This window comes from Streptomyces sp. NPDC023481, from assembly GCF_055560195.1.
Genome location: NZ_JBVHJE010000002.1, coordinates 366,737 through 388,755, shown reverse-complemented (window position 1 = coordinate 388,755; position 22,019 = coordinate 366,737). Strand labels below are relative to the sequence as shown.

Genomic DNA, 22,019 nt, shown 5'->3' with positions numbered 1-22,019 from the left:
AGGGGACCGCGGTGGCGTTCAACTCACCGGCGGCGTGAGCCGCTTCACGCCCCGAAGGTGTGGACCGTGGTCGTCCGGTACGTCCGCCCCGGCCGCAGCACCGTCGAGGGGAAGTTCGCGTGGTTCGGCGAGTCCGGGAAGTGCTGCGTCTCCAGGCACAGGGCGTCGCCCTGCCGGTAGGTGCGGCCGCCGGTGCCGGTGAGCGTCCCGTCGAGGAAGTTGCCGGAGTAGAACTGCAGGCCCGGCTGGTCGCTGGCGATCTTCAGGGTGCGGCCGGAGCGCGGGTCGCGCAGGGTCGCGATGTGCTCGGGCTTCGCCGTGATCCCCTTGTCCAGGACCCAGTTGTGGTCGTACCCCTTGGCCTGCACCTGCTGCTCGTGGCCCGCCCGGATGTCCCGGCCGATCGGCTTGGCGTGCCGGAAGTCGAACGGGGTGCCCGCGACCCCGGCCAGCTCGCCGGTGGGGATCAGACCCGAGTCGGTGGGCGTGTACCGGGACGCGGCGATCGTCAGCTCGTGGTCCTCGATCGTGCCGCTGCCCTCCCCGGCCAGGTTCCAGTAGACGTGACTGGTGAGGTTGACGACGGTGGCCTTGTCGGTGGTGGCCTCGTAGTCGATGCGCCAGTCGCCGTGTCGGGTGAGGGTGTACGTCACCTTCGTGCGCAGCGTGCCCGGGTAGCCCATCTCGCCGTCCACGCTGGTGTAGCGCAGGTGCAGCCCGACGTCCGAGCCCCGGGTGAACGGCTCGACGTGCCAGACGTGCTTGTCGAAGCCCTTGACCCCGCCGTGCAGGCTGTTGACGCCGTCGTTCACGGAGAGCTGGTACGCCGTGCCGTCCAGCGTGAACCGCCCCTTGCCGATGCGGTTGCCGTACCGGCCGATCAGGGCGCCGAAGTACGGGCTCTTCGCCACGTAGTCGGCGAGGTTGTCGAAACCGGCCACGACGTTGGTGTGGCGGCCGTGCCGGTCGGGTGTCTCCAGCGTCTGGACGATGCCGCCGTAGGAGAGCACCTTCAGGCGGGTGCCGCCGTTCTCCAGCGACCAGCGGTGGACCTTGGTGCCGTCGGCGAGGGTGCCGAAGAGTTCCTTCACCGGCCCGCCCGGCCCCTTGCCTCCTCCCGGGGCGGTGGCGGCCTGGGCGCTGCCCGTGCCGAGGGCGGTGGCGGCCAGTCCCGCCGCCGCTGCTCCCGCGATGACCGTGCGTCTGTTCAGTTCCATGGTGCGGCTCCGTGTTGTCTGGGCGCTTACGAACCGGACTTGCGCTTGTTCCACACGTCGAACCCGACCGCCACCAGCAGGGCGAGGCCCTTGATGACCTGCTGCCAGTCGGTGCCGACGCTGAGGAGGTTCATGCCGTTGTTCAGCACGCCGAGGACGAGACCGCCGATGATGGCGCCGAGGACGGTGCCGACACCGCCGCTCATGGACGCGCCACCGATGAACGAGGAGGCGATCGCCTCCAGTTCGAAGTTGACGCCCGCCTTCGGCGAGGCCGCGTTCAGCCGGGCGGCGACCACCATGCCCGCCAGGGCCGCGAGCACGCCCATGTTCAGGAAGACGTAGAAGGTGACCTTCTTGTCCTTCACGCCGGACAGCTTGGCCGCCGGCAGGTTGCCGCCGATCGCGTAGATGTGCCGGCCGAAGACCGCGTTGCGCATGATGTAGCCGTAGCCGACGACCAGCGCGCCGAGGATGATCAGCACGATCGGGGCGCCCTTGTAGCTGGCGAGCAGCAGGGTGAGCACGAGGACCGCGGCGACCAGGGCGGTCAGCTTCAGCAGGAACAGCCGGACCGGCAGCACGTCCAGGGAGAACTCCTGCTGGCGGCGGCGGTCCCGGAACTCCTGCCAGACCACGGCGGCGATCAGGACGATCCCGAGCAGCAGGGTGAGGTTGTGGTAGTTGGTGTTCGGGCCGACCTCGGGCAGGAAGCCGTTGCCGAGCTTCTGCAGACCGTCGGGGAAGGGGCCGAGGGTCTGGCCCTTGAGCAGGATCTCGGTGAGGCCGCGGAAGAGGAGCATCCCGGCGAGGGTGACGATGAACGACGGTATGCCGAGATAGGCGATGAGATAGCCCTGGACCGAGCCGGCGATCGCGCCGACCACCAGGCACAGGACCAGCGCGACGGGCCAGGCCACCCCGTGCTGCACGGTCAGCACGGCCGCGAAGGCACCGACGAACGCCGTGAGCGAGCCGACCGACAGGTCGATGTGCCCGGCGATGATCACCAGCATCATGCCGATCGCGAGGATCAGGATGTAGCTGTTCTGCAGCACCAGGTTGGAGACGTTGCGCGGCAGCAGCAGGTCCCCGTCGGTCCAGACCGCGAAGAGGACCACGATCAGGCCGAGCGCGATCAGCATGCCGTACTGGCGCATGTTGCGGCGCAGTCCGGCCAGCACCAGTCCGAGCAGCCCCCCGCCGGCCGCCGATCCGCTCCTGCCCGGCGGCGCGGGGGCCGGGCTCTTGGCGGTCACATCCGTGCTCATCGCGTTACCTCTTTGTCCTTCGTCATATGGCGCATCAGCACTTCCTGCGTGGCTTCGGCGCGCGGCACCTCGCCGGTCAGCCGCCCCGCGGCCATCGTGTAGATGCGGTCGCACATGCCGAGCAGCTCGGGCAGCTCGGAGGAGATGAAGACGACCGCCTTGCCCTGGGCGGCGAGCTGGTCGATGACCGTGTAGATCTCGTACTTGGCGCCCACGTCGATGCCGCGGGTCGGCTCGTCCAGGATCAGCACGTCCGGACCCGCGAAGATCCACTTGCTGAGGACGACCTTCTGCTGGTTGCCGCCGGAGAGCTTGCCCACCGGCTCGAACACCGTGGGCGCCTTGATGTTCATGGACTTCCGGAAGCGCTCGGCGACCTGCCGTTCCTCGTGCTCGTCCACCACACCCCGCTTGGCGACCTTGTCCAGCGCGGTCAGCGAGATGTTCCGGTTGATGGTGTCGATGAGGTTCAGGCCGTAGTGCTTGCGGTCCTCGGTGACGTACGCGATGCCGTGACCGATCGCCTCCGCCACGGTCCTGGTACGGATCTGCGCACCGTCCTTCAGGACCGTGCCGCCCGCGTACCGGCCGTAGGCCCGCCCGAAGACGCTCATCGCGAGTTCGGTACGGCCCGCGCCCATCAGGCCCGCGATGCCCACGATCTCCCCGCGGCGCACGGTCAGCGACACGTCGTCCACCACCTTGCGCTGCTGGTCGATCGGGTGGAACACGGTCCAGCCGCGGATCTCCAGCGCCGGTGCCGTGCCCTCCTCCGGCTGGTGCGGGCTGCGCTCGGGGAAGCGGTGGTCGAGGTCGCGGCCGACCATGCCGGCGATGATCCGCTCCTCGGTGGTCTCCGGCGCCTTCACGTCGAGGGTCTCGATGGACCGGCCGTCCCGGATGATGGTCACCGAGTCGGCGACCTTGCGGATCTCGTTGAGCTTGTGGGAGATGATGATCGAGGTGATGCCCTGGTTCTTCAGCTCCAGGATCAGATCGAGCAGCTTGTCGCTGTCCTCGTCGTTCAGGGCCGCCGTCGGCTCGTCCAGGATCAGCAGCTTCACCTGCTTGGACAGCGCCTTGGCGATCTCCACCAGCTGCTGCTTGCCCACGCCGATGTCGGCGACCCGGGTCTCCGGGTGCTCGTCCAGGCCGACCCGGCGCAGCAGTTCGGTGGCGTGGCGCAGGGTCTCGCGCCAGTTGATGAGACCGCGTGTGGCGTGCTCGTTGCCGAGGAAGAGGTTCTCGGCGATGGACAGGTGCGGCACCAGGGCCAGCTCCTGGTGGATGATCACGATGCCGTGCTGCTCGCTCGCCCGGATGTCCCGGAACCGGCAGACCTCTCCCTCGAAGAGGACGTCCCCCTCGTAACTGCCGTGCGGGTGGACGCCGGACAGCACCTTCATGAGGGTGGACTTGCCGGCGCCGTTCTCCCCGCAGATGGCGTGGACCTCGCCCTGCCGGACGGTCAGCGTGACGTCCGACAGCGCCTTGACACCGGGAAAGGTCTTGACGATCGAGCGCATTTCCAGGACGGGTCCCGCCATGGTCGTGCCTTTCACTCCGTAGGAAAAGGGCGGGTTACTTGAGTTCGGCCTCGGTGTAGTAGCCGCCGTCGACCAGGACCTGCTTGTAGTTGCTCTTGTCGACACTCACCGGCTGGAGCAGGTAGGCGGGCACGACCTTGGTGCCGTTGTCGTACGTCTTGGTGTCGTTGACCTGGGGCTTCTTGCCCTTCAGGGAGTCGTCCATCATCGTGGCGGCGACCTCGGCGAGCTTGCGGAGGTCCTTGTAGACCGTCTGCGTCTGCTGACCGGAGATGATCGACTTCACCGAGGCCAGCTCCGCGTCCTGGCCGGTGATGACCGGCAGAGGCTTGTTGCCCGAGCCGTAGCCGTCCGACTTCAGCGCGGACAGGATGCCGATGGAGATGCCGTCGTACGGCGACAGCACCGCGTCGACCCGGCCGCTCTTGTAGGCGGAGGTGAGGACGTCCTCCATGCGCTTCTGCGCGGTGGTGCCGTCCCAGCGCAGGGTGGTGACCTGGTTGAGCTTGGTCTGCCCGGACCTGACGACGAGCTGCTTCTTGTCGATGTAGGGCTGGAGCACCTTCATCGCGCCGCCGAAGAAGTACTTCGTGTTGTTGTCGTCGTTGGAACCGGCGAACAGCTCGATGTTGAAGGGGCCCTTCTTGCCCTTGCCCAGGCCGAGCTTGTCCACGATGTACTGGCCCTGGAGCGTGCCGACCTTCTCGTTGTCGAACGAGGCGTAGTAGTCGACGTTCTTGGTGCCCAGGATCAGCCGGTCGTAGGAGATGACCGGGATGTTCGCGTCCGCGGCCTCCTGGAGGACGTTGTTCAGCGACTTGTTGTCGATCGCCGCGACGATCAGGCCCTTCACGCCCTGCGTGATGAGGTTCTCGATCTGCGAGACCTGGGTGTCGGGGTCGTCCTCGCCGTAGACCAGCTTGGTCTTGTAGCCCTTGGCCTCCAGGTCCTTGACGACGTTCTTGCCGTCGGAGATCCAGCGCTCGGAGGACTTCGTCGGCATGGCGATGCCGATGGTGGCGCCCTTGACGTCGCCCGTCTTCTCCTTGCTGCCGCCGTCGCCGCTCTGGCCGCAGGCGCTCAGGGTGAGGGCGAGCGAGGCGGCGCCGGCTATGAGGGTGAGGGCGCTTCTACGAGTGCGCATGGTGATCGTCCCTGTTCTTGTCTTCGTCGGGATACTTGGCGAGGTCGGTCCGAGCGTTCCGAAGGGGTGTGCGGGACCGTGGTCGGCATGCGGCCCGCGGCCCCCGTCGGTCATCTCGTGGCACTCTCGGTGGGGAACCGGTGCAAGGGCCCCGGCAGCCGGGAGCCGAGCGGCGCCATGTCGCCGTCCGCGCCGTGCCGGGCGAGCAGGTCCAGGGCGAGGCGGCCGCGCCGCACCCGCTCCCGGGCGGTGTCCAGGGTGACGTCTCTGAGGTGGGTGCCCCACGGGTAGATGCCGGGCGCCTTGGACAGGCCGAACTTCAGGTAGAGCGGTGCGCCGCGCCGGATCAGCTCGGCGACCTCGTACATCCGGACGTAGCCGCCGAGGTCGTCGGGTGCCTCGATGTACATGTCCATCGGGGCGCCGGACACCCGGCGGATCTCGGTGAGGTGGTCCAGCGTCAGATCGCTGGGCACGTTGACGGAGTCGGCGCCGAGCCGCTCGTAGACGGCGTACGCGGCCGGGTTGACGGGGCCGATGAGCGCCGAGACCTTCAGCGTGGTGTCGGCCGGGATGATGCCGGCCTCGCGGGCCCGGTGCAGGGTCCACAGCACGCCCTCGTCGGCGACGAGCAGGCACTTGACGCCCAGTTCGGTGGCTCGGACGGCGTCCTCGACACAGCCGGCGACCGCGTCGTGGCCCCGGGCGCGCAGTCCGGCCCCCCGCGAGTCGGACCGTACCGAGCCGCCGATGTCCCAGGTGCCGCGCGGGCCGGTGAACAGGCACAGTTCGATGTCGCGTTCGCCGGTGGCCTCGACCATCTCGGTGATCTCGGCGTCGGTGAGCATCCACACGCCGCTGCCCTGGCTGATCCGGTGGATCGGCACGTCGAGGCGCGAGGCCTCCTTGAGGACGACCGCCAGCGCTTCGGGCCCCTCGCACGAGGGGATCTCGGTGCGCCAGCGGCCACCGCCCGGGAAGGAGTGCGCGGAGGCGTCGGCGGGGTCGAGGGCGGGCGCGGCCAGGCCGAGTGCGGCGAGCACCTGCTCGCCGGGCCTGCGGGCTGCCGGAGCGGAAGCGTCGGTCACAAGCTGTCCTTCGTGTTCGGTATGCCGGACAAGGTTCGCGGCTCTCGGTACGGAAAAGCGCTGGTGTACGCCGGGCGGGGCGCCGTCAGGTCACGCCCCGCCCGGCGTACGGTCAGGGGCGGAGCAGCACCTTGCCCACCTTCGGATCACCGGCCCCCACCAGCTCGATGGCCCGCGGGAACTCGGTCAGCGGCAGCTCGTGCGTGACCAGCGGCAGCGGATCCAGCAGCCCGGCGCCGAACACCCGCACGGCGTGCGCCCAGGCGTCAGGGGGCGCCCCGAAGACGGTGTGCACCTCCAGCTGCCGTACGACGAGGTCGGTCGGGTCGAGCCCGTCCGCGCCCGCGGCCGGGATCCCGGTGAGGACCAGCCGGCCGCCGCGCCGCAGCAGCGAGGCGGCGGTGCGCGCGGCGGACGCCGAACCGGCGGTCTCGATCACCACGTCGAAGTCGTCGGGCAACGGCCGGTCCTTCAGCCGGAAGTCGCTCGCCCCGAACCGCCGGGAGAGCGCCTCGCGGTCGTCCCGTGTGCCCACCACGAGCAGCTCCGCCGGCGACACGGCCCTCAGGAACTGCACCGCGAACATGCCCAGCGTGCCCGTGCCGACCACCGCGACCCGCTCGCCCGGCCGGGCGTTCGCCTTCAGCGCGGCGGCCGCGATGCAGGCGGCCGGCTCCAGCAGCGCGGCGGCGGTCAGGTCGGCGCCGTCCGGCAGGACGTGCAGCAGCCGGGCGGGCAGGGTGAGCGTGGCCGCCATGGCGCCGGGCCGCGTGAAGCCGGTCTCCTCGTAACCGGCCGTGCACAGCGTGGTCTCGCCCGCGTGACAGCGGTCGCAGACCTGGCAGTTGCGGAAGCCCTCGCCGACCACCTTGCGGCCGACGAGCGAGCCGGGCACCCCGGCCCCCACCGCCCGCACGGTCCCGGACCACTCGTGCCCGGGCGTGAGCGGATACCGCACGTACCCCTCGGGCCGGTTGCCCTGGTACACCTCGCGGTCGCTGCCGCAGATGCCGGCCGCGTGCACCGCGACCAGCGCCTCGCCGGGACCGGGCTCGCGGGGTGTGTGGGCCTCGACCCGGTGCACGCCCGGCGCCTCGACCAGGACCTGGGAGCTCACTTGGTCGCCTTCGGCTTGCGCTGCTCCCAGCCCTCGGCCCACAGGTCGAACCGGGCCTGCTGCTGCGGGAACTCGGCCGCCGCGTCGACGTCCAGCTCGACGCCGAGACCGGGCGCGTCGGAGAGGTGGAAGTAGCCGTCCACGACCTGCGGCGCGCCCTTGACCACCTTCTTGATCTCCGCGTCCGCGAAGTCGTTGAAGTGCTCCAGGATCTTGAAGTTCGGGGAGGTGAACCCGACCTGGAGGGAGGCGGCGGTGAGCACCGACCCGCCCACGTTGTGCGGCGCGACCAGCATGTAGTGGGTCTCGGCGGTGGCGGCCAGCTTGCGGGTCTCCCAGATGCCGCCGATGTGGCCGACGTCCGGCTGGATGATGTCCACGGCCTGGCTGTCGAACAGCTCGCGGAACTCGATCCGGTCGTGGATCCGCTCGCCGGTGGCGACCGGGACGTCCACCTTGGCGGCGACCTTCTCCAGCGCCTTCAGGTTCTCCGGCGGCACCGGCTCCTCCAGCCAGGCCGGCTTGAACGGTGCCATCTCCTTGGCCAGCCGGACGGCGGTGGCGGGGGAGAAGCGGCCGTGCATCTCCAGCATCAGCTCGGCCTCCGGGCCGATGGCGTCGCGTACGGCCTCGATGAGGGAGACGGCGTACAGGGTCTGCTCGTGGTCCAGTTCGAAGTGCCCGGTGCCGAACGGGTCGATCTTCAGCGCCCGGTACCCGCGCTCCATCACCCCCTGCGCGGCCTTGTGGTACGCCTCCGGCGTTCGCTCGGTCGTGTACCACCCGTTGGCGTACGCCTTGACCTTGTCGGTCACCTTTCCGCCGAGCAGCTGCCACACCGGCACGCCCAGCGCCTTGCCCTTGATGTCCCAGCACGCCATCTCGACGACCGCGATGCCGGACATGACGATCTCGCCGGCGCGGCCGTAGTCGCCGTACTTCATCCGGCGCACCAGGTCCTCGACAGCGAACGGGTCGGACCCGAGAATGTGGTTGGCCTCGGCCTCCCGCAGATAGCCGATCAGCGCGTCGGTGTGCCCGAGCATCCGGGTCTCGCCGACTCCCGTGATGCCCTCGTCGGTGTGCACCTGGACGTAGGTCAGGTTGCGCCACGGCGTGCCGACCACGTGCGTGCTGATTCCGGTGATGCGCACGGCAGTTGCCCCTCAGCTGTTCGATATTTCGTCACACGTTCGAAATGCTGGCGTGACAGTAAGGATGCTCCGGCAGGGGTGTCAATGGGTCGTAGGGGTAACGGTTTCGGCAAGGCTTTCGAGAAATCTTTCGAGCTCGCACGAAACCTTCACCGTCCCGCCTGGAACAGCGCCCGCGCGGACCTTAGTCTTCCCGCGTCATGGACTACTGCCCCCCGTGCCAACGGCACCTCAACGGCGCCCTGGCCTGCCCCGGGTGCGGAACGCCGGCTGCCCGCCTCGCGCAGCCGCACCCGCACACGTACGGGCACGGGCACGCGCCACCACGAACGGCGTACGACCATCAGTACGACGACCCGTACGACGCCCCCTACGACCCGCTCGGCGCCCCCGAGGCCCCGGACCACCCGGACCGGTGGCCGGACCCCGCCGACGCCGAGGCCGCCGAGTACGCCGGGGCCGAACCCGCCGACGGCGACGCGGAGAGCGCCGAGGACACCGCCTCCGGTGGCCGGCGGGCCGCGCGGGCCGGGGCGAGCCGGCGGGACCGCAAGGCCGCCGTGCACCGCCGCCGCCGTCGCCGCACCGTGCTGGTCGTGGCCGGGTTCGTGCTCGCCGCCGGCGGGCTGAGCCTCGCCGAACTCGGCACGGACGCGCCCTTCTCGTCGTTCTCCGGCGACACCCCGGCCCCCGCCGGGGACACCACCGCGAACGGCGGCGCCGCCTCCGCCGCGCCGGACAGCACCGCGGACCCGATCAACGCCGACACGGGCACCTCCCCGGGCACCCGCGACCCCGCCTCCCCGGACGCCTCGTCCTCCGCGTCCCCCTCGAAGTCCGCACGGGCCAAGGACTCCGCCTCCCCCTCCGCCGAGGACACCGCCGAAACCCGGCCGACGGCCACCACGGGCTCCGGCGCGACTGCGACCACTCCCACCACCCCGGCCACCGGCGCGCCCGCCGGCACCCCCACCGCGGCCCCCACGACCGCCGCCCCCACCCCCCGGCCCTCGCCCACCAGGACCTGCGACCGCTTCCTGTGGTGGTGCACCTGAGCGTGCCCGCGGCCCGCCCCTGCGCCATCCGGGGCATCCACGACACCCCCCGGCCCTGACGGGGGTTGAGTCGAACGGGCACGTCCCGCCGTACCGATCTCGGGAACGCCCGGGATCGACAGGGCGTTGCGCCGACGGGTGAGCAGCGAGCAGCGGATCGGTCAAGGAGAGCGGATGACGCAGGAGATCACCGTCCAGGGCACGGTCGCCGAGGGATTCGAGCCGGTGCGCGAGGAGTTCGCCGCCGTCGTCGCCGGGGAACGGCCGGACTACGAGGGCCAGTTGTGCGCGTACGTCCACGGCCGCCGGGTCGTGGACCTGTGGGCGGGCCCGGGTGTGACGGGCGACGCGCTGTACGCCGTGTACTCGGCCACGAAGGGCGCGGCCCACCTGGTCGCGGCGCTGCTCGTGCAGGAGGGCACGCTGGAGCCGGACCGCAAGGTCACCTACTACTGGCCGGAGTTCGCCGCCGAGGGCAAGGGCGCGCTGACCCTGCGGGACCTGCTCGCACACCGCGCGGGACTGGTCGGCACCGACACCGGGTTCACCCTCGCCGAACTCGCCGACGACCGGATGATCGCCGAACGCCTCGCCGACCAGCGGCCCTTCTGGCGGCCGGGCACGGCCTTCGGCTGCCACGCGCTGGTCATCGGCGCGCTGACCGGCGAGGTCGTCCGCCGGGCGACGGGCCGTACCCTCCAGGAGGTGTACGAGGAGCGGATCCGCGCCCCGCACGGCCTCGACCTCCACCTGGGCCTGCCGGCCGCGCACGAGCCGCGCTTCCGCACGGTCCAGCCGATGCTGCCGACCCCCGCGCAGCAGGGCCGGCTCGACGCCCTGCCGGCCGGCCCGGGCACCCTCGCCTCGATCGCCCTCAACCGGCACGGCGCACAGCCCACCGATCTGGAGAGCCTGCCGAACGAGCGGCTGGTCCGCGCCAAGGGCCCCGCCTCGGTGGGCGGGGTCGGCTCGGCCCGGGGGCTCGCGGCCATGTACGCGGCGATGGCCGGCGAGGTGGACGGCAGAGCGCCGCTGCTGAAGGAGGACACGCTGGCGGAGTTCGGCCAGATCCACTCCACGGGCTACGACCTGGTGGCCCGCGCCCACAAGTCCTTCGGCCTGGGTTTCCAGGCGACCTCCGACACCTGGCACCCCTTCCTCGGCGCCGGCAGCCTGGGCCACAGCGGCGCCAACGGCGTCCAGGCCTTCGCGGACCCGCGCGCGGGCATCGCCTACGCCTACACGCGGCGCAGGTTCGCGTTCCCGGGCGGGGCGGCCCCGGAGAACGACAGGCTGGCGGCGGCCGTCCAGCGGGCGGCCCTGGCCACTTCGTAGGGCGAAGCAGCCGCACCCCACGTCCAAGGATGCGGCTGCCGATGTGCTAACGACGGGGTCAGACCAGCGTCACGGTGACGTCGCCCCGGGTCGCCTTCGAGTAGGGGCACACCTGGTGGGCCTTCTCCACCAGGTCCCGCGCGGTCGCCGCGTCGACCTCCGGGATGTTCGCCGAGATCTCCACGATGATCCCGAACCCGTCGTCGTTCCTGCCGATCCCGACCTTCGCGGTGACGGTCGAGCCGGAGACGTCGGCGCCCTCCTGCCGGGCGACCACGGCCAGCGCGCCCTGGAAGCAGGCGCTGTACCCGGCGGCGAACAGCTGCTCCGGATTGGTCCCGGAGCCGCTGCCGCCCATCTCCTTCGGCGGGTTGACGACGACGTCGAGCCGGCCGTCGTCCGTGGCGACCCGCCCGTCGCGGCCGTTCTCGGCGGTGGCGACGGCGGTGTACACGACGTCGGACTGGGTGATGGGCATGCGGATGTCCTCCTCCTCGGTCCGCCGCGACTCGCGCCCACGATCGCCGACGGATTTCGGAAAGAAGTTACCGCATACCGAAAACGCCGTGAAGGCTAGAGCTTGACGACCATCTTGCCGACGTTGTCGCCGCGCAGGACCCCGAGGAACGCCTCCAGGTTGTTCTCGATGCCCTCGACCACGGTCTCCCGGTACTTCAGCGCGCCCGAGGCGACCCACGGACCGACCTCCTGGACGAACTGCGGCTGGAGGTCGTAGTGGTCGCTGACCAGGAAGCCCTCGATGCGGCCGCGGGTCTGGATGAGGCGGGCGAGGTTCTTCGGGCCGGGCGCGGGCTCGGTGTTGTTGTAGACCGAGATCATGCCGCAGACGGCGATCCGGCCGCCCTCGTTCAGGGAGCCGATGGCGGCCTCCAGGTGGTCGCCGCCGACGTTGTCGAAGTAGACGTCGATGCCGTCGGGCGCGGCCTCGCGCAGCTGCTCGGCGACCGGGCCGTTCTTGTAGTTGAACGCGGCGTGGAAGCCGTACTCCTCCACCAGCAGCTTGACCTTCTCGTCGGAGCCGGCCGAGCCGATGACCCGGGCGGCGCCCTTGAGCCTGGCGATCTGGCCCACCTGGCTGCCCACGGCCCCGGCGGCGCCCGACACGAACACGGTGTCGCCCTCCTTGAAGGAGGCGGTGCGCAGCAGGCCGGCGTAGGCGGTCAGGCCGGTCATGCCGAGGACGCCCAGGTACGTCGACAGGGGCGCGGTCCCGGCGTCGACCTTGACGGCCTGCCGGGCGTCCACGGCCGCGTACTCGCGCCAGCCGAGGAAGTGCAGGACGTGGTCGCCGACGGCGATGCCCTCGGCGCGGGACTCGATGACCTCGCCGACCGCGCCGCCCTGCATGACCTTGTTCAGCTCGAAGGGGGCGACGTACGACTTCGCCTCGCTCATCCGGCCGCGCATGTACGGGTCGACGGAGAGGTACGTGTTCCGCACCAGCACCTGACCCTCGCCCGGGGTCGGGACCGGCGCCTCGACCAGGGCGAAGTCCTCGGGCTTCGGCCAGCCGACGGGACGGCTGAGCAGGTGCCACTCGCGGTTGATCATGACGTGCCTTTCCTTTTACTTCAGTACCTGAAACAACACTGCACCTGAATATTTCATGATGTCAAGTAACCGGGTATCCTGGTTCCCATGTCCACCCCATCGAAAAGCCATCGCCCCGACGCCCTCACCCTGGAGGTCGTGGAGCTGATCGGTGACGTCGTGGCTCGCTTCTACGCGGACTACGAGAAGGCGGCGGGTGAGTTCACGCTGACCGGTCCGCAGGCCCGGCTGCTCAGCCTGCTCTCGCTGGAGCCGCTGCCCATGCGCAAGCTGGCGCAGAAGCTGAAGTGCGAGCCGTCGAACGTCACCGGGATCGTGGACCGCCTGGAGTCCCGCGGCCTGGTGGAGCGCCGCCCCGACCCGGCCGACCGCCGGGTGAAGGTGGCCGCCGCCACCGAGGAGGGCCGCCGGATGGCCCGGGAGCTGCGCGAGGGCCTGCACTTCGCGCGCGAGCCGCTCGCCGCCCTCACCGACGACGAGCGCGGTTCCCTGCGCGACCTGCTCCGCCGCATGCTGGACGTCCCGGCACCCGCACCGGCCCGGCCGGGCCAGTAGAGTCCTCGCCATGCGCGATCTCGGGGTGGGGTTCGGTTATCTGCTGAAGGGCCAGCGCTGGGTGGCCCGGCACGGCCGGCAGTACGGGTTCGGACTGCTGCCCGGCCTGATCACGCTGGTGCTGTACGCCGCCGCGCTGGTCGCGCTCGCCCTGTGGGGCGCGGACGCGGTCGGCTGGGCCACCCCGTTCGCGGACGACTGGTCCAGCCCCTGGCAGGGCCTCTTCCGCGGCTTCCTGACGGCCGTCCTGTTCGCCCTCGGCCTGCTGCTGGCCGTGCTCACCTTCACCGCCGTCACGCTGCTGGTCGGCCAGCCCTTCTACGAGAGCCTCTCGGAGAGGGTCGACGCCGACGTCTCGCCCGACGGCACCGCCCCCGCGTCCGGCCTCCCGCTCTGGCGCGAGCTGTGGGTCTCGGCCCGGGACAGCCTGCGCGTCCTGGTCCGGGCCGGCCTGTGGGGCGTCCTGCTCTTCGCCCTCGGCTTCCTGCCGTTCGTCGGACAGACGGTCGTCCCCGTGATCGGCTTCTTCGTCACCGGCTTCTTCCTCACCGAGGAACTCGCCGCCGTCGCGATGCAGCGCAGGGGCGTCGACCTGCGCGCCCGGCTCGCCCTGCTCCGCTCCCGCAGGATGCTGGTCTGGGGCTTCGGCACGCCCCTGGGCCTGGCCTTCCTGGTGCCCTTCGTCGCGGTGTTCCTGATGCCGGGCGCGGTCGCGGGCGCCACCCTCCTGGCCCGGGACCTGCTGGGCGAGGAGCGTGCCGACGCCACCGAGGAGGCGGCGCGGAACGCCACCCGCTGACGGGGGTGCGGCCTACTCGGCCGGCTCGCCCAGCAACCGCAGGAAGTCGTGGAAGGCGGCCGGCATGTCCACCGAGGCGGGGTCCAGGAGCCACTGGTACTGCAGGCCGTCCATCACCGCCACGAGCAGCGGGGCGGTCCGCTCGGGGGTGAGCCCGTTCGGCAGCCGGTCACCGTACTCGGCGCGCAGGACCGCGGCCATGGTGGTGCGGACGCGGGCGTACCGCTCGGTGAAGTAGTCCCGCGCCGGATGACCCTCCGTCACGCTCTCGCCGAGCAGCGCGGAGAAGGTCTGGATGATCGCCGGCCGCATCGCGTTGTACTCGACCAGCGAGGCCAGCAGGTCCATCCGCCACCGCGAGTCCGGCACCGCGTCCCACCGGTCCCGCTCCTGGAGCACGGCCACCAGCAGGGCGTCCTTGGTGGGGAAGTGGTGCAGCAGGCCCTGCTGGGTGAGCCCGACGCGCTCGGCCACCGCGGCCAGGCTCGCCCCCCGGTACCCCCGCTCGGCGATCACCTCCAGCGCGGCCCCCACGATCTCCGCGCGCCGCTCGTCGCCCCTGACCCTCGCGTTCATGACGTCACGGTACGACATCCCCCCACCCCGAACATAACGGCAAGATAACGAAACCTACCGCTCTACAGGCCACCCGTGCACGATGGTCCCACCGCACGGACCCGACGAGGAGGAACCGATGGCGCGATCCCAGCCCACCCCGGCCGAGGAGGCCCGCGAGGCGGTCGTGGAGGCCGCCCTCGGCGCGCTCGACCTCGACGCCAAGGCGCGACTGCTGGCCGGCCAGGACATGTGGACCCTGCCCGCGCTGCCCGGGATCGGCCTGGAGTCCCTGGTGATGTCGGACGGCCCCATCGGCGTCCGGGGCGTGCGCTGGACCGCCGACGACCCCTCGGTAGCCCTGCCCTCCCCGACCGCGCTCGCCGCCACCTGGGACCCCGAACTCGCCCGCCGCGCCGGTGTCCTGCTCGCCCAGGAGGCCCGCCGCAAGGGCGTCCACGTCCTGCTCGCCCCCACGGTCAACCTGCACCGGTCCCCGCTCGGCGGCCGCCACTTCGAGTGTTACAGCGAGGACCCGTACCTGACCGGCGTCATCGGCGCCGGCTACGTGCGCGGCGTCCAGTCCGGCGGGGTCGGCACCACCGTCAAGCACTTCGTCGCCAACGACGCCGAGACCGACCGCCTCACGGTCAACAACCTGGTCCCCGAACGCGCCCTGCGCGAGCTGTACCTGGCCCCCTTCGAGGCCATCGTCGAGCACGCCCGCCCCTGGGGCGTCATGACCGCCTACAACACCGTCAACGGCACGACGATGACCGAGCACCACCACCTCGTCAACGAGGTCCTGCGCGGCGAATGGGGCTTCGACGGCGTCAACGTCTCCGACTGGACGGCCGCCCGGGACACCGTCGCCGCCGTCGACGGCGGCCTCGACATCGCCATGCCCGGCCCGCTGACCGTCTACGGCCCCGCCCTCGCCCGAGCCGTGCGCGACGGCCGGGTCGACGAGGCCACGGTCGACGCGGCCGTCCGCCGGGTCCTGCGGCTCGCCGCCCGCGTCGGCATCCTGGCCGGCGCCGAACCGGAGGTCGCGCAGCCGCCCGCGCCGGTCGACGGGGAGGCCCTGGCCCGCGAGACCGCCCGCCGCTCCTTCGTCCTCGTCCGCAACGAGGGCCGGGCCCTGCCGCTGCCGCCGCACGGCACCGTCGCCCTCATCGGCGCCGCCGCCCGCGACGCCCGCGTGCTCGGCGGCGGCTCCGCCACCGTCTTCCCGGCCCGGACCGTCTCCCCGCTCGACGGCCTCGCCGCCGCCCTCCCCGAGGGCGCCCTCAGCTACGCCGTCGGCGCCGACCCGGCCACCGAAATGGCCGTCGCCGACCGGGGGTTCGGCCTGCGGGCCGTCTGCCGCGACGCCGCCGGCGAGGTCATCGGCACCCGCTCCGCCCCCGGCGGCCTCGTCCAGTGGATGGGCTCCGACCTCCCCGACGGCGTCACCCTCGACGCCCTGCACACCGTCGAGCTGACCGGCACCTTCACCCCCCGCGAGTCCGGGCCGCACACCTTCGGGATCAAGGGCACGGGCCCCTTCACCCTCACCGTCGGCGGCACGACGTACTACGACGACGTCCAGCGCCCCGGCCAGGACGACCCCTTCGAGACCTTCTTCGGCGCACCCGTCCCCCGCGCCGAGGTGGAGCTGACCGCCGGCGAACCGGTCGACGTCTCCCTCACCCACGTCGTGGAGATCCCCGAGGACCTGCCGATGAAGGTGGTCGGCTTCGCCCTCGCCCACTCCGGCCCGTGGCGCGACCCCGACGAGCTGATCGCCGAGGCCGCGGAGGCCGCCCGCGGCGCGGACACGGCCGTCGTGGTGGTCGCCACCACCGACCGCGTGGAGTCCGAGGGCTTCGACCGCCGGGACCTGGCCCTGCCCGGCCGCCAGGACGACCTGGTCCGCGCGGTCGCCGCCGCCAACCCCAACACCGTCGTGGTCGTCAACGCCGGCTCCCCGGTCGAACTGCCCTGGCGGGACGAGGTGGCCGCCGTCCTGCTGACCTGGTTCCCCGGCCAGGAGGGCGGCGCCGCCCTCGCCGACGTCCTCACCGGTGCCCACGAACCCGGCGGCCGGCTTCCCACCACCTGGGGCTCCCTCGCCGACGCCCCGGTCACCCAGGTCGTCCCGGTCGACGGCGAACTGCCGTACAGCGAGGGCGTGTTCATCGGCTACCGGGCCTGGGAGCGGGCCGGCCGCACCCCCTCGTACCCCTTCGGCCACGGCCTCGGCTACACCGACTGGGCCTACGACTGCCTGGACGTCGACGGCACCACCGTCCGCGTGCGGGTACGCAACACCGGCGAGCGGGCCGGCCGGGAGGTCGTCCAGGTCTACGTCTCGCCGGCCGAGCCCGACCCCGGGCGCCCGGCGCGTTGGCTCGCGGGCTTCGCGTCCGTCGAGGCCGGGCCGGGGGAGAGCGCCGAGGCCACCGTGGAGCTGCCGCGGCGGGCCTTCGAGGTCTGGGACGAGACGGGGAAGGCGTGGGCGTGTGTGAAGGGTTCGTACGAGATCACCGCCGGACGCTCGATCGCGGACCGCGGGCTGAGCGCGCCGATTAACGTCTGATCCGGGACAAGCCTCCCGCATGAGCAGCCCCGGCCCGGGACCTGACCCCTGGGCCGGGGCTCGGCATGTGCGTTTAACACCGTTATGTCCGGTTCGTCAAGCCACGACTTCCCGGAACCTGACCGGGGTGCCGCCGCCGGGGTTCATTTGAAGCAGCCCGAGAACGGCTCGGGCACAACCCCCCACGGAGGCGGATTCCCATGACGAACATCGAGCGTAAGTCCCGCAAGAACCGGCTCGCGATGCTGGCCACCACGGTCGCCCTGGCCGCCGGTGGTGTACTGCTCCCCACCACCGCTTTCGCCGCCCCGACGGTCGCCCCGCAGATGGTCCACACCCAGATGCACCAGGGCCACCACGGCGGCCAGCACAGCTCCAGCCACAACCACCACAACGATCAGCACCAGCAGAACCAGGGCAACGGGGCGGGTGCGGGAGCCGGCGCTGGTGCGGGTGCCGGGGCTGGCGCAGGCGCTGGGGCCGGTGCGGGCGCGGGTGCCGGTGCTGGTGCTGGTGTTGGTGCTGGCGCTGGCGCAGGCGCTGGGACCGGTGCGGGTGCCGGTGCGGGCGCTGGTGCGGGTGCTGGCGCCGGAGCCGGTGCTGGTGCTGGGGCCGGTGCCGGTGCGGGCGCGGGTGCCGGAGCCGGTGCGGGTGCGGGTGCCGGAGCCGGTGCGGGCGCTGGTGCGGGTGCTGGCGCTGGGGCCGGTGCTGGTGCTGGTGCCGGAGCCGGTGCGGGTGCCGGTGCTGGTGCTGGGGCGGGTGCGGGTGCGGGCGCGGGTGCCGGTGCCGGAGCCGGAGCCGGCGCGGGTGCTGGGGCGGGTGCGGGTGCGGGTGCTGGTGCCGGAGCCGGTGCGGGCGCTGGCGCTGGCGCCGGTGGCTGATCACAGCCGCGGCAGACCCCGGTGGTGAGGTTCCTCGCCCCGGTCGAGGCCTCCGGGCCGGTGGGACGGACGTCCCACCGGCCCGGAGGCCTCCCCGCTGCCCGCCGGGAGGCTACCGCGCGGAGACGGCGTACACCGTCTCCGACCGGAACACCTCCCCGGGCCGCAGCACCGTGCTCGGGAAGCCCGGGCGGTTGGGGGAGTCCGGGAAGTGCTGCGTCTCCAGGGCGATCCCGGCGCCGGGGGAGAACGGGCCGGACAGGTGGTCGGCGGTGTACAGCTGGAGGCCCGGCTCGGTCGTCGCCACCGTCAGGGTCCGCCCGGACGCGGAGTCGTACAGCTCGGCCACCTCCTCGGCCGCCCCGGTCGGCCCCTTGTCGAGCACGAAGTTGTGGTCGTAACCGGAGCCGACCTTCCGGGCCGTACGGAAATCGAAGCGGGACCCCGTGACGTCCGCCTGCTCCCCGGTGGGGATGAGGTCCGCGTCCACCGGCGTGTACCGGGACGCGGCCAGCCGCAGCGCGTGGCCGCCGGCCGGGCCGGAACCGCTCAGGTTCCAGTACGTGTGGTTCGTCAGGTTCACGACCGTCGGCGCGTCGGTGACCGCCTCGTACGCGATCCGCAGCGCGCCGGACTCCCCGAGCGTGTAGGTGACCGTCACCGCGAGCCGGCCCGGGAAGCCCTCCTCGCCGTGCGGGCTCACCCGGCTCAGCCGCACCCCGTGCGCGACGGGCGTCACCTCCCACACCCGCTTGTCGAAACCGCGCTCGCCGCCGTGCAGCGAGTTCGGGCCGTTGTTCCGCGCCAGCGCGTACGTCCGGTCGTCCAGCGTGAACCGGCCGCCCGCGATCCGGTTCGCGTACCGGCCGACCACGGCACCCAGATACGGCTCCGGATGCGCCAGATAGCCGTCGAGACCGGAGAAGCCCAGCACCACGTCCGTCGTCCGTCCGGCCCCGTCCGGGACCTCGACCGACTGCACGATCCCGCCGTACGACAACACCCGCACCCGCGCGCCGCCGCGCTCCAGCGTCCACCGGTGCACCGGGGTGCCGTCGGGAAGTGTGCCGAAAGGTTCGTTCATGTGGGAAACACTAGGTCACGGCCGGCTCGCCGTGATCCTGCGGTACGCGATCTCCGCCAGCCGCGCCTGACCGTCGGTGCTGGGGTGGAACCAGTCCCAGTGGCTGAGCTGGTCCGTGCCGAACCGGTAGTCGTACACCGCGTTGTCGTCGAAGCGGCAGCGGTGGTCCCTGGCGCAGACCTCCCTCAGCACCTCGTTGTACTCCACCACCCGCTGCTGCACGCTGTCCCGGCGCACCATCGCCGCACGGGACAGATCGTCCGCGTCGGCCAGCATCGAGGGACAGATGCCCAGCTTCCACACCTGCTTGCCCAGCGGGTTCGTCCGGCCCTCGGACCACAGCCGCTTCAGGTTCGGCACACTCGCCACGTACACCTGCGCCTTCGGCAGCGACGCGCGCAGGGTGCCCATCGCCTCCTCGAAGTCCGCGCGGAAGTCGGCCACCGAGGTCATCGCCGACGCCGAGGACCGGCAGGCGTCGTTCGCGCCCACCATCACCGTCACCAGCTGCGGTCCGTGGGCGGCCGCCTGCTCCATCTGCTCCGGCAGGTCGGCCATCCGGGCACCGGTCACCGCGTAGTTCCAGCTGTGCTCCGCCGCCCCCGGCACACCCAGCAACCGCACCGCCAGGCTGTCCACCCTGGCGTCCGCGCCCGTCGCCCACGACACCTGCGGGCAGTCCGACAGCACCGTGCACGCGTCGAAGCCGCGCGTGATGGAGTCGCCCACCGCGGCGATCGAGTCGGGGCTGCGGTCCCACGCGGGTGGCCGGACCGCACGCGCCTTGGTGCCCTTCGGGGCCGGCCCGTGTCCGTCGCCGCCGGCACAGCCGGCCGCGCCCAGCACCACGGCCGCCACGACGGCGAGGCCGGCCCGCACCCGGTGGGTTCGCTTCCGCATCCCTGGTTCCCCTCGCTCGACGGTCGGCACTTCCCTCCCATGACAACGCGCGGGGGTTCCCGGCCCCGCCTCCGGGAACGACGCACCCCCGTACAAGCGTCCCCCTGGGTGAATGGCGGCGGTTTCCTGGCGCCGGGACCGACGGTACGTCACACTCCTTGCGCCGCCGCAGGGTAGCCTCGCCATCAACGCGGCCGTCGTGCCACTGCCGCCCAGCCAGTCCGCAAGATGTCCCGCTCTGCCCGGAGGTTCCGGTGACGACACGTGGAGTTCTGTACGTGCACTCCGCGCCGCGCGCGCTGTGCCCGCACGTCGAGTGGGCCGTCGCCGGGGTGCTCGGCACGCGCGTCAACCTCGACTGGATCCGGCAGCCCGCGGCCCCCGGCACCTGGCGCTCGGAGTTCTCCTGGCAGGCCGAGGCCGGCACCGCCTCCAAGCTCGCCTCCGCGCTGCGCGGCTGGCACCTGCTGCGCTTCGAGGTCACCGCCGAGCCCTGCACCACCGCCGAGGGCGAGCGCTACAGCTGCACCCCCGACCTCGGTATCTTCCACGCCGTCACCGGTATCCACGGCGACATCCTGATCCCCGAGGACCGGCTGCGCGCCGCCCTGACACGCGCTCAGCGGGGTGAGACCGAGCTGGAAGCGGAGATCGCCAAGCTCCTGGGCAAGCCCTGGGACGACGAACTGGAACCGTTCCGCTACGCCGGCGAGGGCGCCCCGGTCCGCTGGCTGCACCAGGTGGTCTGACCTCACCACCTCCCCACCCGAACGGCCGAAGGGCCCCTCACCTGCCGGTGAGGGGCCCTTCGGCGCGTTCTCAGATCGTCCGGAACGCCAGCACCACGTTGTGCCCGCCGAACCCGAACGAGTCGTTCAGCGCGGCGATACGACCCTCGGGCAGGGCCCGCGCCGCACCGACGACGACGTCCGCGTTGACCTCGGGGTCGAGGTTCTCCACGTTGATGGTCGGCGGCGCCATGCGGTTCACCAGCGCCAGGATCGACGCGACGGTCTCGACACCGCCGGCACCGCCGAGCAGGTGACCGGTCATCGACTTGGTCGCGGAGATCGCCATGTGGTCGACGTCGTCGCCGAACACCTTGCGCAGCGCCTTGACCTCGGCGACGTCGCCCTGCGGCGTGGACGTGGCGTGCGCGTTCACGTGCACGACGTCGGCCGGCTTCAGGTCGGTGTTGTCCAGCAGGTTCTGCAGCGCGTGCGCGATGCCGTTGCCGGACGGCTCCGGCTGCGTGATGTGGTGGGCGTCGGCGGAGATGCCCTGCCCGACCGCCTCCACGTAGATCCGGGCGCCGCGGGCCTTGGCGTGCTCCTCGGACTCCAGGATGACCACGCCGGCGCCCTCGCCGAGGACGAAACCGTCCCGGCCGGCGTCGTAGGGACGCGAGGCGCCCTGCGGATCGTCGTTGTTCTTGGACATCGCCATCATGTTGCCGAACGCGGCGATCGGCAGTGGGTGGATGGCGGCCTCGGTGCCACCGGCCACGACCACGTCCGCACGGCCGGTGCGGATCATCTCGATCGCGTACCCGATGGCCTCCGCGCCCGAGGCGCAGGCCGAGACGGGGGTGTGCACACCGGCGCGGGCACCCAGCTCGATCCCGACGTTGGCCGCCGGGGAGTTGGGCATCAGCATCGGCACGGTGTGCGGGGAGACGCGGCGTACGCCCTTCTCCCTCAGGACGTCGTACTGGTCCAGGAGCGTCGTCACGCCACCGATGCCGGAGGCGATGACCGCACCGAGGCGGTCGGGGTTGACGGACGCGTCCTCGCCGGCCCTGGCGGTGAAACCGGCGTCCTTCCAGGCCTCCTGAGCGGCGATCAGCGCGAACTGCGCGGACCGGTCCAGCTTGCGGGCCTGCGGGCGGGGCAGGATCTCGCCCGGCTCGACGGCGATCTGCGCGGCGATACGGACGGGCAGCTGAGCCGCCCACTCCTGCTCCAGGGGGCCGACACCGGACGTGCCGGCGAGCAGGGCCTCCCAGGTCGAGGCTGCGTCGCCACCCAGCGGTGTGGTTGCGCCGATACCGGTGACGACCACGGTGCGATTGGTCGGGCTCACGGGAATTCTTTCTCCAACGGATACGGGAGGACTACCCCCGCGTCAGCGGGGATTACGGCGCCACCGCCGGGTGGCGGGGCCT

The 22,019-nt window shown here is 71.9% G+C and carries 21 protein-coding genes; 7 read left to right on the top strand and 14 right to left on the bottom strand.

Annotation, left to right across the window (positions count from 1 at the left end; translation table 11 throughout):
- Positions 1–44: 44 nt before the first annotated feature.
- From ACZ3ZD_RS05970 to ACZ3ZD_RS05940, 7 genes are all read right to left on the bottom strand, one after another.
- Positions 45–1,217 carry an aldose epimerase family protein gene (locus ACZ3ZD_RS05970; protein ID WP_467393983.1) on the bottom strand — a complete coding sequence of 391 codons (1,173 nt, stop codon included), beginning with the start codon at positions 1,215–1,217 and terminating at the stop codon, positions 45–47.
- A gap of 26 nt (positions 1,218–1,243) precedes the next feature.
- Entirely contained in the window at positions 1,244–2,488 is a 1,245-nt protein-coding gene (gene mmsB, locus ACZ3ZD_RS05965; protein ID WP_467393981.1) for a multiple monosaccharide ABC transporter permease, read from the bottom strand.
- Entirely contained in the window at positions 2,485–4,035 is a 1,551-nt protein-coding gene (gene mmsA, locus ACZ3ZD_RS05960; RefSeq protein WP_467393979.1) for a multiple monosaccharide ABC transporter ATP-binding protein, read from the bottom strand. Before mmsA ends, mmsB begins: the two co-directional genes overlap by 4 nt.
- 34 nt (positions 4,036–4,069) lie before the next feature.
- The gene (gene chvE, locus ACZ3ZD_RS05955; RefSeq protein ID WP_467393977.1) at positions 4,070–5,179 is read right to left on the bottom strand and encodes a multiple monosaccharide ABC transporter substrate-binding protein; all 1,110 of its coding nucleotides are present in this window, start codon (positions 5,177–5,179) and stop codon (positions 4,070–4,072) included.
- A 110-nt stretch (positions 5,180–5,289) separates the two neighbouring features.
- The gene (locus ACZ3ZD_RS05950; RefSeq protein ID WP_467393975.1) at positions 5,290–6,267 is read right to left on the bottom strand and encodes a hypothetical protein; all 978 of its coding nucleotides are present in this window, start codon (positions 6,265–6,267) and stop codon (positions 5,290–5,292) included.
- A 112-nt stretch (positions 6,268–6,379) separates the two neighbouring features.
- Complete coding sequence (locus ACZ3ZD_RS05945; RefSeq protein ID WP_467393973.1) at positions 6,380–7,384, bottom strand: zinc-dependent alcohol dehydrogenase; 1,005 nt, start codon at positions 7,382–7,384, stop codon at positions 6,380–6,382.
- Positions 7,381–8,538, bottom strand: a complete 1,158-nt coding sequence (locus ACZ3ZD_RS05940) for a mandelate racemase/muconate lactonizing enzyme family protein (protein ID WP_467393972.1) — start codon at positions 8,536–8,538, stop codon at positions 7,381–7,383. Before ACZ3ZD_RS05940 ends, ACZ3ZD_RS05945 begins: the two co-directional genes overlap by 4 nt.
- 200 nt (positions 8,539–8,738) lie before the next feature.
- On the opposite strand from ACZ3ZD_RS05940, the gene ACZ3ZD_RS05935 reads away from it, so the two are divergent.
- Positions 8,739–9,593, top strand: a complete 855-nt coding sequence (locus ACZ3ZD_RS05935) for an SCO2400 family protein (RefSeq protein WP_467393971.1) — start codon at positions 8,739–8,741, stop codon at positions 9,591–9,593.
- Positions 9,594–9,767: 174 nt separating this feature from the next.
- The gene (locus ACZ3ZD_RS05930) at positions 9,768–10,928 is read left to right on the top strand and encodes a serine hydrolase domain-containing protein (RefSeq protein ID WP_467393969.1); all 1,161 of its coding nucleotides are present in this window, start codon (positions 9,768–9,770) and stop codon (positions 10,926–10,928) included.
- A gap of 58 nt (positions 10,929–10,986) precedes the next feature.
- Here ACZ3ZD_RS05930 and ACZ3ZD_RS05925 read toward each other — a convergent pair whose 3' ends face one another.
- Both ACZ3ZD_RS05925 and ACZ3ZD_RS05920 read right to left on the bottom strand, forming a co-directional pair.
- Positions 10,987–11,406, bottom strand: coding sequence for an organic hydroperoxide resistance protein (locus tag ACZ3ZD_RS05925; protein ID WP_467393967.1), 420 nt, complete (start codon positions 11,404–11,406; stop codon positions 10,987–10,989).
- Positions 11,407–11,501: 95 nt separating this feature from the next.
- Entirely contained in the window at positions 11,502–12,500 is a 999-nt protein-coding gene (locus ACZ3ZD_RS05920) for an NADP-dependent oxidoreductase (RefSeq protein ID WP_467393965.1), read from the bottom strand.
- A gap of 87 nt (positions 12,501–12,587) precedes the next feature.
- On the opposite strand from ACZ3ZD_RS05920, the gene ACZ3ZD_RS05915 reads away from it, so the two are divergent.
- Positions 12,588–13,055 (top strand): MarR family winged helix-turn-helix transcriptional regulator, encoded by a 468-nt coding sequence (locus tag ACZ3ZD_RS05915; protein ID WP_467393963.1) that lies wholly within the window; start codon positions 12,588–12,590, stop codon positions 13,053–13,055.
- 10 nt (positions 13,056–13,065) lie between these two features.
- A complete protein-coding gene (locus ACZ3ZD_RS05910) occupies positions 13,066–13,854 on the top strand; it encodes an EI24 domain-containing protein (RefSeq protein ID WP_467393961.1) in 789 nt (262 codons plus the stop codon).
- Positions 13,855–13,866: 12 nt separating this feature from the next.
- On the opposite strand, the gene ACZ3ZD_RS05905 is transcribed toward ACZ3ZD_RS05910, so the two are convergent.
- Entirely contained in the window at positions 13,867–14,448 is a 582-nt protein-coding gene (locus tag ACZ3ZD_RS05905; protein WP_467393959.1) for a TetR/AcrR family transcriptional regulator, read from the bottom strand.
- A 100-nt stretch (positions 14,449–14,548) separates the two neighbouring features.
- Here ACZ3ZD_RS05905 and ACZ3ZD_RS05900 point away from each other — a divergent pair, with 100 nt between their 5' ends.
- Entirely contained in the window at positions 14,549–16,990 is a 2,442-nt protein-coding gene (locus ACZ3ZD_RS05900) for a glycoside hydrolase family 3 protein (protein WP_467393957.1), read from the top strand.
- A 143-nt stretch (positions 16,991–17,133) separates the two neighbouring features.
- Here ACZ3ZD_RS05900 and ACZ3ZD_RS05895 read toward each other — a convergent pair whose 3' ends face one another.
- Entirely contained in the window at positions 17,134–17,394 is a 261-nt protein-coding gene (locus tag ACZ3ZD_RS05895) for a hypothetical protein (RefSeq protein WP_467393955.1), read from the bottom strand.
- A 25-nt stretch (positions 17,395–17,419) separates the two neighbouring features.
- Between ACZ3ZD_RS05895 and ACZ3ZD_RS05890 the strand changes: the two genes are divergently transcribed.
- On the top strand, positions 17,420–17,899 hold the full coding sequence (locus tag ACZ3ZD_RS05890; RefSeq protein ID WP_467393953.1) for a hypothetical protein: 480 nt from the start codon (positions 17,420–17,422) through the stop codon (positions 17,897–17,899).
- Positions 17,900–17,983: 84 nt separating this feature from the next.
- On the opposite strand, the gene ACZ3ZD_RS05885 is transcribed toward ACZ3ZD_RS05890, so the two are convergent.
- Both ACZ3ZD_RS05885 and ACZ3ZD_RS05880 read right to left on the bottom strand, forming a co-directional pair.
- A complete protein-coding gene (locus tag ACZ3ZD_RS05885) occupies positions 17,984–18,955 on the bottom strand; it encodes an aldose epimerase family protein (RefSeq protein WP_467393951.1) in 972 nt (323 codons plus the stop codon).
- A gap of 15 nt (positions 18,956–18,970) precedes the next feature.
- A complete protein-coding gene (locus tag ACZ3ZD_RS05880) occupies positions 18,971–19,855 on the bottom strand; it encodes an SGNH/GDSL hydrolase family protein (protein ID WP_467393949.1) in 885 nt (294 codons plus the stop codon).
- Positions 19,856–20,109: 254 nt separating this feature from the next.
- Between ACZ3ZD_RS05880 and ACZ3ZD_RS05875 the strand changes: the two genes are divergently transcribed.
- The gene (locus tag ACZ3ZD_RS05875; RefSeq protein WP_467393947.1) at positions 20,110–20,604 is read left to right on the top strand and encodes a DUF3145 domain-containing protein; all 495 of its coding nucleotides are present in this window, start codon (positions 20,110–20,112) and stop codon (positions 20,602–20,604) included.
- A 70-nt stretch (positions 20,605–20,674) separates the two neighbouring features.
- On the opposite strand, the gene fabF is transcribed toward ACZ3ZD_RS05875, so the two are convergent.
- Complete coding sequence (gene fabF / locus ACZ3ZD_RS05870; protein ID WP_467393945.1) at positions 20,675–21,937, bottom strand: beta-ketoacyl-ACP synthase II; 1,263 nt, start codon at positions 21,935–21,937, stop codon at positions 20,675–20,677.
- Positions 21,938–22,019 lie beyond the last annotated feature (82 nt).